This is a genomic window from Nocardia blacklockiae, assembly GCF_015477355.1.
Lineage (GTDB): Bacteria > Actinomycetota > Actinomycetes > Mycobacteriales > Mycobacteriaceae > Nocardia > Nocardia blacklockiae.
Genome location: NZ_JADLRJ010000005.1, coordinates 200781 through 218081 on the forward strand (window position 1 = coordinate 200781; position 17301 = coordinate 218081).

Below are 17301 nucleotides of genomic sequence, written 5' to 3' on the forward strand. Positions count from 1 at the left end.
CCGTGCCGCACACTCACAACACCAGGTAGCTCCGCCCGCTCGCGCGCAGCACCAGATCCGCGCGGTCCCGGGTGGTGGCGACCAGGTCGGCGTTCAGCAGGTCGCTGCGTGCCACCTTCGACCTCGCGACCTCCTCGGACTTGCCGCCGCGGAGGTGGCGGCGCAGCAGGCGTCGGCGCAGCAGGTCGGCGGGGGCGTCGAGATACCAGGCCTCGTCGAGGTATTCGCGGACCTCCGGCCAGCCGGTCCCGCCGTCGTCGCCGAGCAGCAGGTAGTTGCCCTCGGTGATCGCGAAGCGCTGGTCCTCGAACAGCACGCCGTCCGGCACCGGCTCGTGCCGCACGCGGTCGTAGGTCGGCCACGGAACCGGTTGTCCGACCGGGCTTTCCCGCAGCTTGCGCAGGCCGTCCAGGTACGCCGCGACGTCGAAGGTGTCGGGCTCGCCCTTGCGCGCCAGCGCGCCCGCCGCCCGCAGCGCGGCATTGGTGAGGTGGAAGCCGTCCATCGGAGCGACCTCGGCCACCGCGCTCCCGTCCTGCTGGTTCAGCGTGTCGCGCAGCGCGGTGGCCAGTGTGGACTTGCCCGCACCGGGCGGCCCGGCGATGCCTAGGACGTAGCGCCCGTCCGGCGCGCCGGCCCGATCCCGTATCCGGGTGGCCAACTCTTCGAGCGACATCTCGCCATGACGGACCATCCGCCCGACCCTACCCGCGCGCACGCGGCTACCCGGCCGAACACGACGCACTCGTCAGAGCGGGATCAGCGCGTACACCCCGGCGGGCGCCCCGGATCCGCCGCGGTGGACCGCGCCGCCCGCCAGCACCCAGGCGCCGGTCGCGGGCAGCGCGGCGAGATTGCCGAGGCACTCCAGGCTGATCCGGTGCTCGCGGTAGAGCAGCTTCGAGGCGGCGTAGGTCTCGTCGAGTCCGACGTCGGGCCCGAAGGTGTCGATACCGAGCGCGCCTCGGTGGCCGAGCCGGCCGGAGTCGAGCAGCCAGCGCACGGTCTCGGGCGCGAAACCCGGTTGCCTGCCCTCGAATTCGCCGACACCGAGGAATTCCGGGGTACCCCAGAGCGCGTCCCACCCGGTCCAGGCGATGATCGCGGCTCCGGGCGGAATCGGTCCGTGCCGCTCCTCCCAGGCGCGGACGTCCTCGACGCCGATCGCGTAATCCCGGTCGCCCGAGCACTTCTCGCGCACATCGAGCCGCACCGCCGGGAGCAGCAGATCCTCGGGGTCGAGTTCGTCGGCCGCGGCACCGGCGGGGTCGAAGTGAATCGGTGCGCCCCAATGGGTTCCGGTGTGCTCGCCCTGGCGCAGGTAGCGCAGGAAGAATCCGTCGCGGTCGATCGTCGCCACGGTTTCGGCGATGAACGCCGGGTCGCCGGGGTACAGCGGCGTCGTCGCCGGGTCGTGGACGTGCGACAGGCTCACCATCCGCGCCCACGGCGCGGTCACCGCACGCTCCGCGGGATCACCCGGGTCAGCGCGCGCAGATCCTGTTCCAGCAGCCGGAAGAGCCGATAGGTCAACACGAAGGCCAGAATGCCACCGACGCTGAGAAAGCGCACCGGCCCCACCACCAGCCACAGCTGGTCGTCGGGGACCAGGGTGGCGCCGGCGACGCCGAGCAGCGGCACCGACGCGGACGCGGCCAGATAGAAATTGGCGCGCCGGCCCAGCGCCCACAGCTGCCGTCCGTCCTCGGGCCCCACCGCGCCCGCGACCAGCAACTGCGGATACACCGACCGCACCGCGTACACCGTGACCAGGAAGAACGGATACGCCAGCGCGATCGCCGCGCACACCACCTGGGCGGTGTAGAACTGCACGAAATTGCGGGCGGGCAGTTCGACGCCGATCGCCATCACCGCCGCCGGCCAGGCGATCCCGGCCAGCAGCCACATCGCGAACGGCACCCACACCAGCCGATCGCCGAGCGAGAGCACCTGCCGCCGCGCCACCGCCAGCTCCTCGGCGTCGACCGCGGCACGCATCGGTTCGCTGCCGGACGAGTCACCGGCGGCGGCTCGGCGCAGCCGACGGGACACGACCATCGCGCGCCGCGTCAGCAACACCATCAGCACCGCCGCCAGCGGGAACGTGACGGCATTGTTGATCAGCCCGACGGTCGCGTACCGGTCCTGGTCGGCGGGCGCCAGCTGCCCGATGATCAGGGTGTCGTTGAGCCGGATGTTGTAGAAGCTGGCGAGCAGGTTGGGCAGTCCGACGCAGGCGGTCACGATCGGCAGCCACCAGGCCCGGGCGCGGTAGCGCAGGCTGGTCGGCGGCGGGTCGACCAGGTCGCGGGCGCGGGCGTCCAAGCACAGCTCGAGCTGCCCCGCGAGTTCCGCGCCGGTCGCCCAGCGCCGCCGCGGATCGGCTTCCAGGCAGCGCAGCAGCGTCCGGCGCAGGGTGGCCGGGGTGTCCGGCGGCAGTTCGGCCACGGCGTCGGCAGCGCCCGATAGTCGATTCGCCTCTGCGCCGCCGGAAGGCTTTGCGCCGGTGAGCATTTCCCACAGCAGCACACCCAACGAGTAGATGTCGGAGCGGGCGTCGGCGACCACCGTGTCCGTGCCGCTCCCGCCCGCCCGCTGCTCCGGAGCGCGATAGGCCGACGAATCCTGCTGCACCGCATCCGATTCCGGGATACCGGCGCTGAAGTCGGCCAGCTTCGGGATGCCCTCCGCGGTGAACAGCACGTTCTCCGGCTTGATGTCGCGGTGCACGATGCCCCGGTAGCCCGCGTAGTCGAGCGCCGCCGCCAGCCGCCGCCCGATCCAGGCCACGGTCTCCGGCCAGGACAGCCCCGCGATCTCGGCGCGCACGGTCGAGTCGGTGGGCCGGATCTCGCCGCGCGCCGCCATGACCGCGTCCACCGACCGCAGCAGCAGCGCGCCGCCCTCGGGCACGGCCCCGGAACGCCGCAGCCGCAACAGATCCGCGACGCTGCCGCCCGGCAGATACTGCATGTACTGCAATCGCAGCGGCCCGCCCGCGACACTGCCGACCACCCGCTCGTCGAACACGCGCACGATGTACGGGTGGTCCAGCTGCGCCACCGTGCGCGGATCGTGCCCGCCCAGCGTCTCGATCCGCACCGCGACCAGGCGCTGCATCGAGAGCTGGCGGGCCAGGAAGACCTGTGCGTGGTCCGCGCCGCCGAGCAGGGTGATCAGGTCGAAATCGTCCAGCCGACGCCCGGGACGCACCTGGGCACTGTCGAATTCGACCGCGCCGGGCGGCGGCGTCGACCCGTTCCCGCTCCCCACGGCCAGCAGCGGCCGCAGCTCGGCGGCCAGTTCCGGGTACTCGTCGAGAAAGTCCGCGACGCTCGTGCGCCGGTACCGGCTGCGCAGCGTGAACTCCTCGCACACCAGCTCCAGGAACTGCGCGCTGGCGGCCAGTTCGGGAAACTCCTTGCCGTAGTCGGCCATTCGCTTGCCCCGCTGGGTCCGCAGCCAGCGCTGCCGCAGATCGATGCGCACCAGGTCCGCGAGCACCGCCATGCGCATCACCCGGCCCTCGGGCACATAGCGCGCCAGCGGCGGCGGATCGGGTCGCGGCGCGCGCAGTGCCGCCTGCCAGTCGGCGGCGAACCGCGCGACGGCCGCGTCCGGCGCCTCGCTCACGACCCCGCTCCACCGGCACCCGGCGAGCCGCGGCGCGCGGGCGGCCTCACTCGCGCTCCTCGGCGTCGGGAATGCGCTGCGCCGCAGCGGGATCCACCACCCGCTCCAGCGCGCGCAGATCGGCCTCGAGCGCCCGGAACAGCACATACGACACCACGAACGCGACGATCGCGCCGACGCACAGCACCCGGACCGCCACCACCACCCGCGGAATGTCGTCCGGCGGCAGGAAGGTCACGCCCGCGACCGCCAGCAGCGGCACCGAGGCCGCGACCGCCAGATACCGGGTGGCGCGGCGGCCGAGCAGCCGCAGCCGCCGGGCGTCGGCGGCGCTGACGTCGCCGTGCCGCAGGAACATCGGATAGATGCACCGCACCATGTAGAACGTCACCAGGAAGAACGGGTACGCCACCGCCATCGCCCCGCACACCAGCACCGACGACAGGAAGTGCACCACCGCCCGCACGCCCACGTCGCCGGTGGCCAACCGGAGCGCGATCGGGAAGGTGAACGCCGCCAGCCCCCACAGCGAAAACGCCACCACCACAGCGCGATCGCCCAGTAACAGCGCGTCCGCGCGGGCGCGCGCCAGTTCCCGCGGGTCGTAGTCACGCCCGCGGGACAGCCCGCGCGGCACGGTGATCAGCCGTCTGGACAAATAAACCAGCGCCGCGGAACCCGCGGGGAAGAACACCGCGTTGACCACCGCGGTGACGAACAGGAACGTGTGCTGCGACGGCTCGCTGAGCCGGTCCACGATCAGCGACTGGTTGTGCGCGATGTTGTACAGCGAGGCGGCCACGTTCGGAATCCCGATGGCCAGCACCGCCAGCGGCGCCCGCCAGGCCCGCAACCGCAGCCGCCAGCTCCCCCGCGGCGGATCCACCAGATCCCGGGCCCGCTCGTCCAGGCACAGCTGCAACTGCTGCGCCAGCTCCTTGCCGCCGGCCCAGCGCCTGTCCCGGTCGGGCTCCAGGCAGGTCAGCAGCACCCGGCGCAGTGCGGCCGGGCAGTCGGGCGGAAGTTGTTCCAGCGCCGCGGTTTCCACGCCCGCGCGGCGTCTGCGCAGCATCTCGCCCAACGTGGTGACGTCGCCGTCCTCACCCGCCGTCACATCGTCGAAAGGCTTTGCGCCGGTGAGCAGTTCCCACAGCACCACGCCGAGGGAATAGATGTCGGCGCGGGTGTCGAGATCGTCGGCGGAGCGCCGGTAGCCCGGATGGCAAGCCTCCAGCTGCTCCGGCGACATGTAGGACAGCGAACCCCCGAAGTACGCGACCGGGCTGGCGCCGGCGAGCGTGCGGCTGAAGCTGATGTTGAAGTCGGCCAGTTTGGGCACGGCCTCCGCGGTGAGCAGCACATTGGCCGGTTTCACGTCGCGGTGCAGCACGCCGTGCGTGTCGGCGTAGGACAGCGCCTCGGCCAGCCGCCGGCCCAGCCACGCCACCGTCTCCGGCCACGACAGCTCCGCCAGCTCGGCCCGCACGCTGGAGTCGGTGGGGCGGATCTCGCCCTTCTCCTCCATCGCCGCGTCCACCGCGTCCAGCAGCAGCTGCCCGCTGCGCTGCGCCGCGGGCGTGGCCCGCACCCAGCGCAGCACGCCGAGCAGCGTGCCGCCGGGCAGGAACTGCATGTACAGCAGCCGCAGCCGACGCGCCCGGGGATCGGCGCCCGCGGCCGGATCGAATTCCTCGAGCAGCCGCTGATCGAAGACCCGCACGATGTAGTCGTGGTCGAGCTGGGCCAGCGTCTGCGGTTCGGTGCCGCGGTCGGCGGAGACCTTCACCGCGACCAGTCGCTGCATACTGCGCTGGCGGGCCAGGAACACCCGCGCGAACGCGCCGCTGCCCAGCGCGGTCAACAGCTCGAAATCGTCGATGCGCTGACCGATCTCGATGCGGCCGAGGGCATCGGCGCGGGCCGCCGAACCGCCGGACGCCGCGACCAGGCCGGTGGTGGTGCGGGTTTGCTCGCCCGCCCAGGTGGCCGAGCCGTCCGGCGGCCGGACGGTGGCGGTGAGGTCGACGGCGGCGCGGCGGGTGCTGAGGTCCTCGTCGTCGGCGTTGAGCAATTCACGCAGCTGCCCGGCCTGCTCCGGGTACTCGCGCAGGCAATCACGCGGGTCCACACGCTCGCCGCTGTGGCGGCGGATGACGAACTCCTCGTAGACCAGGCCGGCCGGGATCGCCTCCGGCGCCAATTCCGGGAACTCCGAGCAGTATTCGCGCAGCCGCTTGCCCGCGGGCGCGGAACCGGACGAACGGGACAGCCACCGATATCGCATGTCGATGCGGATCAGCTCGACCAGCGCGTCCAGCCGCAGGGTGCGGGCGTCGGGCAGGTAGTCGGCGATGTCGGGCGGCCGCGCACCAGCCTCCCACGCACTGGCGAAGGCGGCCACCGCGCCGAATTCGATTCCGGCCGTAGGACGCCCGGAACCCCCACCGGAGTCGGAACTGAAAACCATATCCGCACCCATCCAAACCGGACCTGTGGAGCCGGTACGGACAGTTGTCCGCACTGGTCGGTCGGCGGCGGGACGGATAGAATCCGCCACACCCGAGACCATCATCCCCGAGCGTTGCCCGAAATGATAATTTGCGCGTCAACACGCAACCACCCCATTTCGACCACGACGCGACGGGGGCGAGCAGCATGCACAACGAGGGCACCGCACTGGCCGAAGGCATCTCATCAGCGGATACCTCCCAGCAGACACCGACAGCCGGCGCCGGATCCACCCAGGAGGTACCGGTGGGCGCGAACGATACGGCCGGCGCGAGATCCCCGCAGGAGCCGGGAGCCGGGCCCGAGCCACGCACGGCCACCGCGGTCGCGACCGCGGTCCGCGACGGTGTCGTGCGGCCCGAGCAGATCCTGGAGTCCGCGCTCGAACGCCTCCGCGTGACCGATCCGAAAGTAAACGCTTTCAGTATTGTTCGCGCGGAGCAGGCCCGCGCGGAGGCCCGCGAACTGGCCGAGCGCCCCGACCTCGACGCGCTCCCGCTGGCGGGCGTGCCGATCGCGATCAAGAACAACATCGACGTCGCGGGCGAGGTGACCCGCGGCGGCTCCCGATCCGGCGACGACCGCCCCGCCGCCGCCGACCACCCGGTGGTGCGGCGGCTGCGCGCGGCCGGAGCGATAGTCGTCGGACTGACCGAGATGCCCGAATTCGGGCTCTGGGGCGTCACCGACACCCCCGAACGAATCACCCGCTCCCCCTGGAACATTCGCTACAGCGCGGGCGGCTCGTCGGGCGGCTCGGGCGCGGCGGTGGGCGCCGGCGCGGTGCCGGTCGCGCACGGCAACGACGGCCTGGGCTCGGTGCGCATCCCGGCCGCCTGCTGCGGCGTGGTCGGCGTGAAGCCCGGCCGCGGCGTGGTACCGGCCGAGGTCGGCCTGGACTCCTGGGGCGGCATGACCGAGAACGGCGTCCTGGCGACCACGGTCGCCGATGCCGCGCTGGTGCTCTCGGTGCTGGCGGACCGTCCCGCGCTGGCCGATCTCGACCCGTCGGCGACGCTGCGCATCGGCCTGGCCCCGGGCGCGCCGTCGCCACTGCTGCGGGTGGACCGGCAGTGGGCGGGCGCGGCCCGCGCCGCCGCGCACACCTTGGCAGCGGCCGGGCACACCGTGCGGGACGCCGTGCTCCCCTACGCGGGCGCGACGACCGCCCTGGCCCTGCGCTGGGTCGCCAACCCGGTGCGCGAGGCGGCCACCGTGCCGCATCCCGAACGCCTGCAACCGCGCACCCGGCGGCACCTGGTGCTCGGCCGGGCGACACTGCGCTGCGGGCTGGTGCGCCCGAGCCAGATCGACCGCATCGAAGCCCGACTACTGGACTTCTTCGACAACCACGACGTGGTCATCACCCCGACGCTGGCCGGACCGCCGCCGCGCGCCCTCGAATGGCATCGCCGCGGGTGGTTCGCCAACGTCTGGGCCAATGCCCGCTACTCGCCCTTCACCCCGCTGTGGAACCTGGTGGGCTGGCCTGCCCTGAGCGTGCCGATGGGCACCCACACGCGCACCGGCACGCCGCTGGCCGCACAGCTGGCGGGCCCGCCGGGCAGCGAATCGACGCTGCTGCGGCTGGCCGCCCAGCTCGAGTCCGCGCGGCCCTGGCGCCGGACCGTCGATCAGGCCTGAGCCGGTTCCACCACGCCGAAGCCGCCGGCGACGACGCGATTGGCGAAATCGAGGATCGTCGGGCGATCGTCGTCGGCCCGCCAGGCCACCGCGAGTTCGCACGGCGGTAGGCCGCCGACCGGACGCGCGGTCAGGCCGGGCCACCGGTACATCGGCACGTTGTTCTCCGCCAGCAGGCAGACGCCCAGCCCGAGGCTGACCGCCTCCAGCCGCTCCTCGGCGGTCGCGGCCTCGCCGCCGATCTTGGCCTGCCGCCCGCCGCGCGCGTCGTTGCCGAGCCAGAAGTCGCGGCTCGCACCGGCTTCCGGCGGCATCGCGATGAACGGCTCGTCGGCCAGTTCGGCGAATTCGACGGTCTCGCGATCGGCCAGCGGGTGGTTCTCCGGCAGCAGCACCCAGCGCGGTTCGGTGCGCAGCACCTGCCAGCGGTAGCGACCCGTGTCGGGCACCGGCAGCCACATCAGCGCCAGGTCCGCCTGCCGGCCGGCCAGCCCGCTGGACGGGTCGGTCCACGACGCCGAGTGCAGCGCCAGGCGATGCCCGCTGGCGCTCTCGAGGTCGGCGATCAGGCCGCGGCCGATGGAACTCTGGATCCCCACCCGCAGCACCTCGCCCGCCTCCTGCAGGGCGACGTTGGTGACCTCCCACAGCTCGAGGATCTTGCGCGCGCCTTCGAGCAATTCCTTGCCCGCTACCGTCAGGGCGACGCTGCGCTGGTTCCGGTCGAACAGCACCACGTCGAGCTGGCGTTCCAGCTGGCGGATCTGCCGCGAGAGGGTGGGTTGAGCGATGTGCAGCCGCTGAGCGGCGTTGGTGAAGTGCAGTTCCTCAGCGACGGCAACGAAGTACCGCAAGTCGCGCAAATGCGGGTCCATAGCCCCTTGCTATCAGAATCGGTCTTGAAAATCCAGCTGGTTCAAACCTCAAAGTTTGAAAAGAGGCACAGAAACAGCCATTAGGTTTGTTACCGACAGCATATTGCCTTGCGAAAACATCCGCACAACCGCCTCCGCGAATCGCCAGCCAATTCAATTTTCAACCTGATTCGGCGGCGATAAGGTCAGGCGACCAGCAGTAACGGGGGCCACGATGACGTGCTGTCACAAGAGCGCCATCGCGGCGTCATCCGGCCACGCGGGCCAGCAACAACGGCTCCCCCAGGCCACACGACACCCGACAGCAAACAGTGACATTCGTCACACTCGGCGGCGCGGCACGCGGAACACGCCGCACTCGGCTTCCGCCACGGAAATCACGGGCCATCACACCCGCAGCAACCCGGCGCGTCGATCGCGACGCGCCGGGGCACGTCAAGCGCTGTATACGCGCGGTGCGAGCGTGCCGATGTAGGGCAGATCGCGGTAGCGCTCGGCGTAGTCCAGGCCGTAGCCGACGACGAACTCGTTCGGGATGTCGAAACCGACGTGCGCCACCTCGACCTGAGTGCGCAGCGCGTCGGGCTTGCGCAGCAGCGTCACCACCTCGAGCGAGGCCGGGTTGCGGCTGGACAGGTTGCGCTTGAGCCACGACAGCGTGAGGCCCGAGTCGATGATGTCCTCGACGATCAGCACGTTGCGCCCGGCGATGTCCTTGTCCAGGTCCTTGAGGATGCGCACCACGCCGGACGAGGAGGTGGACGAGCCGTAGGAGGAGACCGCCATGAACTCCATCTGCGTCGGGATGGTCAGCCGCTGGGCCAGGTCGGTCATGAAGAAGATCGCGCCCTTGAGCACGCCCACCAGCAGCAGATCACCCTCGGGGGCGTCGGGGGGATAGCGCTTGACGATCAGCTCGGCCAACTCGTCGACCTTCGCCTTGATCTGTTCCTCGGTGATCAGCACCGACGCGATGTCGTCCCCGTACACGTGCGCTGGTTTCCCTTCACTGAAGTCGATCGCGGCTCCGGCGTCACCGGGATCGTTATCGTGCAAACGCCAGGCTCAGCTTCCCACGTTCGCGCGTGGCAACCAACCGGGTCCCCGGCATTCCGCCGCCGACTGCGACCCCGCCCTGCCCGTGCCAGTCCGTGACCAGCGCGTCCACGGCTCGTAAATTCTTGTCCGTCAACGCTTTTGCGCCGCCCGCCAGCAGCCAGGCACGGATCGCGCGGCGGCGCAGCGCGGCGGGCGCAGTGGCAAGCGTCTCGATCGACAGCGCCGAGCCATCACCCGCCGCCTCCAGCAACCGTTGGGCAAGCGCGTCGAGCGCGTCGCCGTCCTCGCGCAGTTGTTCGGCGGTGCGGGCGAGCGCCGCGGCCGCGCCGCCGCCGAGCACCTCGTCCAGCAGGGGCAGCACCTCGGTGCGCAGCCGGACGCGGGTGAACTCCGGGGAGCGGTTGTGCGGATCCTCGTGCGGGCGCAGGCCGAGATCGGCGCACAGCTGCCGCGTGGTGGACCGCCGGACCCGCAGCAGCGGACGGCCCCACGGATCCGCGAATTCGGCCATCCCGCGCAGGGATCGGGGCCCGGAACCGCGGGCGAGGCCCAGCAGGACGGTCTCGGCCTGATCGTCGAGGGTGTGGCCGAGCAGCACGGGCAGACCCGCGCGGGCGTCGTCGAGGGCGTCGTACCGGGCGCGGCGGGCCGCCGCCTCCAGCCCTCCCTCGGTACCCACCGTCACCGCGAGCACCCGCGCCGACCGGCACCCCAGCTCGTTCGCCACCCGCGCCGCCTCGGCCGCCACCCGGTCCGACCCCGCCTGCAGGCGGTGATCGACCACGAGGGCATCGACCACCTCGGCCTCGGCGACGGCAGCCGCCGTCAACGCCAGCGAGTCGGCGCCCCCCGACAACGCCACCGCGACCACCCCGTTCGGCGCGCACCGCCCCAGCCAATCCCGCAGCGCGTGCCGCATTTCCAGCGCGGCCGGGGTCTCGGGTAGCAACGGCTCAGCCCAGCACCCGGGCGACCCAGCGCTGCGGCTGGCCGATCTCGTCGGTGCGGGGCAGGGTGTCGCCGTCGGTCCAGATCGTGTTGAAACGCTCCATGCCGACCGTGCCGACCACCTCGTCGACGAACGCCTTGCCGCGCACGTACTGGGCCACCTTGGCATCCACGCCGAGCAGGGCACGCAGCAAGCGCTGCAAGGGATTCGCGGGCCGGCGGCGGCGTCGGTCGAAGGCCTGCCGGATCTGCACCACCGACGGGATCACGGCCGGGCCGACCGCGTCCATCACGTGGTCGGCGTGGCCCTCGAGCAGCGTGCCGAGCATCAGCAGCCGATCCAGCGCCTCGCGCTGCGGGGGCGCCTGGGTGGCGCGCAGCAGGCCCAGCACACCGCGGTTGGCAGGGTCGTCGTCCGGGCGCGCGGCACCGCGGCGGCGCTCGCGCACCTCCGCGAGCAGCCGGGAGAGCACCTGGTCCAGCGGCTCGTCGCCGACCTCGCCGAGCACCTCCACGTTCTGCTTCATGTAGTCGGCCAGCCACGACGCCGAGGAGAACTGCACCCGGTGCGTCACCTCGTGCAGGCACACCCAGAGCCGGAAGTCGCTGGGCGACACCCCGAGTGCGCGCTCCACCGCGACGATGTTCGGCGCCACCAGCAGCAGCGTGCCGTCGGGCCCGCTGAACGGGTCGTACTGGCCCAGGATCGCCGTGGACAGGAACGCCAGCATCGCGCCCGCCTGCACACCCGCGGGCTTGCCGGTGAAGCGGCCGAATTCGGCCTCGGAGGCGCCGGTGAGCTGACCCATCGAGTCGGCGGCCGCCCGAATCCAGCCCGGCCGGTCCACGATTCGGGCCGCGGGCACCGCGCCGTCGTCGGCCAGCATGCTGACCTCCCGCACCGGCGCCTCGGCGCGCGCGGAGGCGGCCGCCAGCTCGTCGACCACCTGTTCGGCGGCAGAGCGGGTGGTGCGGGGCCCGGCCGGCACCAGCGCCGACCCCGTCTTGGCCGCCAGCCGCCAGTCGATCGCCCCGGACAGCGACGAGCGCCGCGGCTTGGCGATCAGCCGGCCGGATTCGACGTCGACCACCACCTGTTCCGAACGTTCGGGCGTCCGGTCGCCGGCAGCCCGGTCGTCCGAGGCCGCATCACCGGGTCCGGTCATCGTTCACCACCCGTCAGGAGCATCCACAATTGCGCAGCGTGGCAGCGATGGCATCCAATGCCGGGCGGCTGGCCTCGGGCGGCCGGTCGTTCGACATCAGCGCGAAGGTCAGCACGCGGCCATCGCTGTCCAGCACATACCCTGCCAACGCGCTCGATACCGACAGAGTTCCGGTCTTGGCGCGGACCCATCCCGCGCCGTTGTGGTCGCGCGGCGTGACGAACCGGTACGCCAGCGACCCGGTACCCGCCGCGACCGGCAGATAGTCGAGCAGCGGGGCCAGCGGTGAACCGGACGCGGCCGCGGCGGAAGACGTGGGCATGCGGGTCGCTCCCGTGCCGCCGCCGTCCCCGGGCTGCGGCGCGGCGGCTTCCATGAGCACCCGGTCGAGCAGCCGCGCCGGGACCCGGTCGTCGGTGGACAGGCCGCTGTTGTCGAGCAGGGTCGACCCGGTGGTGTCGAAGCCCGCGGCGCTCAGGGCGGTCGTCGTCGCGGCCGCGGCGCCGGCGAAGGACTGCTCATTGCCGGTGGCCGTGGCGATTTCCCGGCCGATCGTCTCGGCCAGCACGTCGTCGGAGTGAATCATCATCTCGCGCAGGCGATCTCGCAGCGGCGCGGACTGCACGTGCGCCACCTCGGTGGCACCGGCCGGTGCGTTGCCCAGCCGCACCTTGGCCGGATCCAGGCCGAGTTCCGCGGCCAGCCGGCGACCGGCGTCCAGCGCGGGAGTGGCTGTGCGCGGGGAATATTCGACCAGCGGGTCCAACCGGCCGCCGTCGATCATGACCGGTTCGATCGGGGCCCAGGAGCCACCGGCGATGTCGGCGGGATCCCAGCCCGCGGGCCACGCCGGTCCGGTGTAGACGGAGGTGTCCACCACGATCGTGTCGGCGGTGCGCCCGGCGGCCCGGATCTGCGCCACGAGGTCCGACAGCCGCGGTCCGTTCTGGTAATAGCCCTTGCCGTCGGCCTGCGCGGTCAGCGTGGGATCGCCCCCGGCGACGAGCACCAGCTCGTTCGGGCTCGACCCGCTCACCACCTTCGTGGTGACGCGGTGGTCGGGCGGCACCACCAGCAGCGCGGCCGCGGCCGTCAGCACTTTCGCCGTGGACGCCGGGATCACCGGCTTCGCGGGATCGGCGCTCCAGAGCACGCTGCGGCTGTCCGGATCGCTGACCGAGGCGGTGAACGCGCCGAGATCGGGGCTGCCGACCACCGGCGCCAAAGCCGCCGCCAGGCCCTGCGGGGACGGTGCGCGGGCGGCCGCGGACGCGGGGGCCAGCTGCGGGGACGGCGTCACCGGGGCGGGCACGGCCGCGACGCGCAGGCCGCCGTGCCGGAACTCCTCGGTCCACGGCCGCACGATGATCAGCACGGCCGCGGCGGCCACCACCACGACGACCAGTCCGGTGAGCACACCGATCCACAAGCCGCGGCGTCTCCGTCGGCCCGGACCGCCGATGTTGTTCCCTACCACCTGACCGCAGTCTCCCTAATCCCCGTGACAGGGTCGCATCGCGTGAGTTCCGCCGGGCCCCTGCCGCACCCATGCGCCCGCGGACCACACTATCCTCACCTCGCCGGCGTTCCCCCGAACGAACTGGCGAGTCGGCAGCCCGCGGCGCGCGCGCCGGGCCATCGAACACAGGCACCAGACTAAGGAGATGACGTGGAGTTCGACGTCACCATCGAGATCCCCAAGGGTCAGCGCAACAAGTACGAGGTCGACCACGAGACCGGGCGGGTGCGGCTGGACCGCTACCTCTACACCCCGATGGTCTACCCGGCCGACTACGGCTACATCGAGAACAGCCTCGGCTCCGACGGCGACCCGCTGGACTGCCTGGTGCTGCTGCCCGAGTCGGTCTACCCGGGCGTGATCGTCGAGGCGCGACCCGTCGGTGTGCTGCTGATGAGCGACGAGGCCGGCGGCGACGAGAAGATCGTGGCGGTGCCGGCCGGCGACAAGCGCTGGGACCACATCCAGGACGTCTCCGACATCGGCGAATTCGACCGCAAGGCGATCGAGCACTTCTTCGAGCACTACAAGGACCTGGAGCCGGGCAAGTGGGTCAAGGTCGACGGCTGGGACGGCAGGGCCAAGGCGGAGAGCCTGGTCGACGAGGCCTTCGCGCGCCTGAAGGAACAGGGCGGCCACTGAGCCGCGAGCGCTCGGTGACAGCTCCGGATCGGGGCTGTCACCGAGCGCCTGTGGCGGCGTACTCGCAGCTGCCACCGCCGACCCCCCGTGCGACGATGGCCGCGCGTACGGGCCACCGCGAATCCGGGCCGCGCCGCCAGTGCCGCACGCCGCCGAATTCGCGTTGCCACGCTAACCCGGGCAGGCCGGTGCGCGCATCTTCGGCGGCACGCGAATCCCGCTGGTCAGGGCGGTGGGTGAGCCGGAAATGATCAGAAAATGACGTGTCCAGGACTCAGCCGGCGGCCCGCGCGGCGCGCAGCGCGTCCACCTGCTCGCGCAGCGCGGCCAGCACCGGAACCTCCAACGTCTCGTCGACCCGCTCGTGCATCAGGTCGGCCTCCTCCAGCTGTACCACGATCTCGGCCGTCGCGCGCAGCACCTGCCGCGCGTGCGCGGTCCGGCCCAGCCCCTGCAACACCAGCCCGTGCATCAGCATCACGCGGCCGCGGTGCAGCGGCCCGGCCGCCTGGGTGATGTTCTCGACCGCCTCGGCCGCGATCGGTTCCGCCCGCCCGAACTCACCGGCCAGCATGTACACGTGCGCGAGCCGGGCCAGGGCGAAGCCGATCCGCAGCCGCATGCCGCTGCGCCGCGCGGATTCGACCGCGCGCGTGCAGAATTCGATCGCCTGCCGATGCTCGTCGCGGAACGCGAGGGCCGCGCCGAGTTCGTGCAGCGCCATCGCCTCCAGCGCGTCGTTGCCGATCTGCCGCGCCAGCGCCAGGCCGCGCCGGGCACTGTCGACGGACTCGTCGACCCGCCCGTCGTCCGACAGCGTCTTCGCGGCGTGGATGAGGCAGACGCACTCGATGGTCGGGTCGCCGACCCGCCGCGCCAGCCGGATGGCCCGCTCGGCATGCGCGAGCGAGGCGGCGACCTCCACGCCCACCCGCGTCGAGCTGGCCAGCATCTGCGCCGCGAAACCGGTCAGCCGGGCATCGGCGGCGGAGTCGCTGCCCAGCGACAGCGCGATGCGCTGATGGTCGCGGCCGGAACGCATCCGGGCCAGCGCGTAGGTGAGCACCGAGCCCAGCGCGACCCGCACCCGGCACTCCAGCCCGCGGTCGCCCGCGCGCAGGGCCGCCGCGAGCAGTTCCTCCAGCGCCCGCGCCAGCTCCTGGGCGTTGGGTCCGCCGTCGATCAATTCCGCCATCGCCCAAGCCAAGTCGGCGCACAGCGCCAGCGCCGGTCCCGACGCGGGACGGCCCGGCGCGGCCGCGTCCGGTCCGCTCGGCCGGGCCGTCTGCCGGAACAGCGCCACCAGGTTGCGTCGCTCGGTGTTCAGCCAGCACTGCGCATCCGCGCCGTCGGAGAACGAGAGCCCTTGTGCCCGAGTCTCTCTCAGGTACTCCGGCAGCCTGGTACCCGGATTGCACACCGCCACCACGTTTTTCATGGTCGCCAGGTAGAAGTCCAGCAGTCGCGGCAGCGCCTCGGCCTCGTCGGCCCGGCCCAGCTCGCGGGCGAACAGTCGCAGCAGGTCGTGGTGGGTGTAGCGGCCGGCGGCGGTGGCGTCGAGCAGGCTCAGGTCCACCAGCGACTCGCACAGGTACTCGGCCTCGTCGCGGTCCAAGCCCAGCACCGCGGCGGCGCCGGGCAGCGGCAGGTCCTCCACCTCCGGCACCGCGAGCATGCGAAAAGCCTTGGCCTGCTGCGGTTCCAGCTGGTCGTAACCGAGCCGGAAGACCGGGTCGACGGCCAGGTCGCCGGTGCGCAGCAGCCCCAGCCGGCGCCCGGAGTCGGCCAGCCGGTCGGCGATCGAGGCGATCGTCCAGCGCGGCCGGCTGGCCAGCCGCGCGCCGATGATCCGCACCGCCAACGGCAGCCGCCCGCAGGCGCGCACCACCGCCTCGGCGGCCTCGGGTTCGGCGGCGACGCGCTCGGCGCCGACGATGCGCGACAGCAGCGTGGCGGCCTCCGCGGCGGTCATCTCGTCGAGCCGCACGCCGACCACACCGGCCAGCTCCGGCAGCGCGGAGCGGCTGGTGATCAGCACGGCCGAGCCCGGCGTGCCCGGAATCAGCGGGGCCACCTGCTCGGCGTCGCGCGCGTCGTCGAGCACCACCAGCACCCGCTTGCCGTCGAGCCGGCTGCGGAACTGGGCGGCGCGCTGCTGCGCCGACGCGGCGATCTCGCCTTCGGGCACGCCCAGCGCGCGCAGGAAGTCGCCGAGGGTGTCGGCGGCGGAGATGCGGCGCTCGAAACCGTGCAGGTCGACGTGCAACTGTCCGTCCGGGAAGTGGTCGCGGACCAGATGGGCGACGTGCACGGCGAGCGTGCTCTTGCCGACGCCGCCCATCCCCGCGATCGCGCACACCGGCACCGCGCCGCCCGGCGCGGTAAGGTGCTCGACCATCCGGCGCACCCAGTCGGCGCGCCCGGTGAAATCGGCGATGTCGGCGGGCAATTGAGCCACCCGGAGCCGCTCGGCGACGGGCGCGGGACGCGGCGGCGCGGGTTCGGCGCGCAGGATGCGCTGCTGCAGATCCGCGAGCCGAGGACCGGGTTCCAGCCCGAGCCGGTCGACCAGGGTGCGGCGGGTGTCGGCGAAGACCTCGAGCGCCTCGGCTTGGCGGCCGGCGTGATAGAACGCCGTCATCAGCAGCTCGCGGGTCTTCTCCCGCAGCGGGTGTTCGGCTGCCAGCGGCTGCAATTCGCTGATCGCCTCGGCGTGGCGGCCCAGCCGCAGATCCGCCTCGAGCCGCTGTTCGAGCAGGCTCAGGCGGCGTTCGTCCAGCTGGGCGCGCTGGCGTTCGGCGTGCGGGCCGGGCAGTCCGGCCAGCGGCGTGCCCGCCCACAGGCCCAGTGCCGTTTCCAGTCGTTCGCGGGCGAGGGCGGCGTCGGCGGTGCGTTCGGCCTCGGTCGCGTACTGCTCGGCGAGTTCGATGTCGACCGCCGCCGGCGGCAGGCGCAGCGTGTATCCGCCGGAGAAGCCGATGAGCACCGCGGGCGGCGCGCCCGCGGCCCGCTCCGGCTCGAGAATCTTGCGCAGATGCAGGATGTGGTTGCGCACCGCGCCGACCGCGCTCGCCGTGGCCCGCTCGCCCCAGACGTCGGCGACCAGGTCCTGCACCGTGGCCGAGCGGCCGCGCCGCAGCAACAGGGCCGCGAGCACGGCGCGGCGCTGCTTGGGTCCGAGATCCAGCGGATCCTCGCCACGCCAAGCACGCACCTCACCCAGCACGGCGAACTTCAGCATCGGTCCTGTTCCACAAACGAGCGATCGTTGGTGTGACGGTAGACGATGCCGCTGAGCGGTTGTACA

General features: G+C 72.3%; 12 protein-coding genes. 2 read left to right on the top strand and 10 right to left on the bottom strand.

Annotated elements, in window-relative coordinates; genetic code table 11:
• Positions 1 to 13: 13 nt before the first annotated feature.
• The 4 genes from IU476_RS17195 to IU476_RS17210 are packed head-to-tail and all read right to left on the bottom strand — an operon-like array spanning position 14 to position 6100.
• Entirely contained in the window at positions 14 to 694 is a 681-nt protein-coding gene (locus tag IU476_RS17195; RefSeq protein ID WP_195101333.1) for a nucleoside/nucleotide kinase family protein, read from the bottom strand.
• A 54-nt stretch (positions 695 to 748) separates the two neighbouring features.
• Entirely contained in the window at positions 749 to 1459 is a 711-nt protein-coding gene (locus IU476_RS17200) for a cyclase family protein (RefSeq protein WP_324194104.1), read from the bottom strand.
• Entirely contained in the window at positions 1456 to 3633 is a 2178-nt protein-coding gene (locus IU476_RS17205) for a serine/threonine-protein kinase (protein WP_195101334.1), read from the bottom strand. The genes IU476_RS17200 and IU476_RS17205 overlap by 4 nt, the downstream gene beginning before the upstream one ends.
• A gap of 46 nt (positions 3634 to 3679) precedes the next feature.
• On the bottom strand, positions 3680 to 6100 hold the full coding sequence (locus IU476_RS17210) for a serine/threonine-protein kinase (RefSeq protein ID WP_195101335.1): 2421 nt from the start codon (positions 6098 to 6100) through the stop codon (positions 3680 to 3682).
• A 287-nt stretch (positions 6101 to 6387) separates the two neighbouring features.
• On the opposite strand from IU476_RS17210, the gene IU476_RS17215 reads away from it, so the two are divergent.
• A complete protein-coding gene (locus tag IU476_RS17215) occupies positions 6388 to 7785 on the top strand; it encodes an amidase (protein ID WP_324194105.1) in 1398 nt (465 codons plus the stop codon).
• On the opposite strand, the gene IU476_RS17220 is transcribed toward IU476_RS17215, so the two are convergent.
• From IU476_RS17220 to IU476_RS17240, 5 genes are all read right to left on the bottom strand, one after another.
• The gene (locus IU476_RS17220) at positions 7776 to 8660 is read right to left on the bottom strand and encodes a LysR family transcriptional regulator (protein ID WP_195101336.1); all 885 of its coding nucleotides are present in this window, start codon (positions 8658 to 8660) and stop codon (positions 7776 to 7778) included. The two genes, IU476_RS17215 and IU476_RS17220, sit on opposite strands and share 10 nt — an antisense overlap.
• Before the next feature lie 435 nt (positions 8661 to 9095).
• A complete protein-coding gene (gene hpt / locus IU476_RS17225) occupies positions 9096 to 9650 on the bottom strand; it encodes a hypoxanthine phosphoribosyltransferase (RefSeq protein ID WP_195101337.1) in 555 nt (184 codons plus the stop codon).
• Between the two features lie 55 nt (positions 9651 to 9705).
• Complete coding sequence (gene tilS / locus IU476_RS17230; RefSeq protein WP_195102003.1) at positions 9706 to 10638, bottom strand: tRNA lysidine(34) synthetase TilS; 933 nt, start codon at positions 10636 to 10638, stop codon at positions 9706 to 9708.
• Positions 10639 to 10672: 34 nt separating this feature from the next.
• Entirely contained in the window at positions 10673 to 11833 is a 1161-nt protein-coding gene (locus tag IU476_RS17235) for a zinc-dependent metalloprotease (protein ID WP_195101339.1), read from the bottom strand.
• Positions 11834 to 11846: 13 nt separating this feature from the next.
• Positions 11847 to 13295, bottom strand: coding sequence for a D-alanyl-D-alanine carboxypeptidase/D-alanyl-D-alanine-endopeptidase (locus IU476_RS17240; protein WP_438944032.1), 1449 nt, complete (start codon positions 13293 to 13295; stop codon positions 11847 to 11849).
• A gap of 207 nt (positions 13296 to 13502) precedes the next feature.
• On the opposite strand from IU476_RS17240, the gene ppa reads away from it, so the two are divergent.
• The gene (gene ppa / locus IU476_RS17245) at positions 13503 to 13994 is read left to right on the top strand and encodes an inorganic diphosphatase (RefSeq protein ID WP_195101341.1); all 492 of its coding nucleotides are present in this window, start codon (positions 13503 to 13505) and stop codon (positions 13992 to 13994) included.
• Between the two features lie 274 nt (positions 13995 to 14268).
• On the opposite strand, the gene IU476_RS17250 is transcribed toward ppa, so the two are convergent.
• Positions 14269 to 17235: an AfsR/SARP family transcriptional regulator gene (locus tag IU476_RS17250; protein ID WP_195101343.1), complete on the bottom strand. Its 2967-nt coding sequence runs from the start codon at positions 17233 to 17235 to the stop codon at positions 14269 to 14271.
• Positions 17236 to 17301 lie beyond the last annotated feature (66 nt).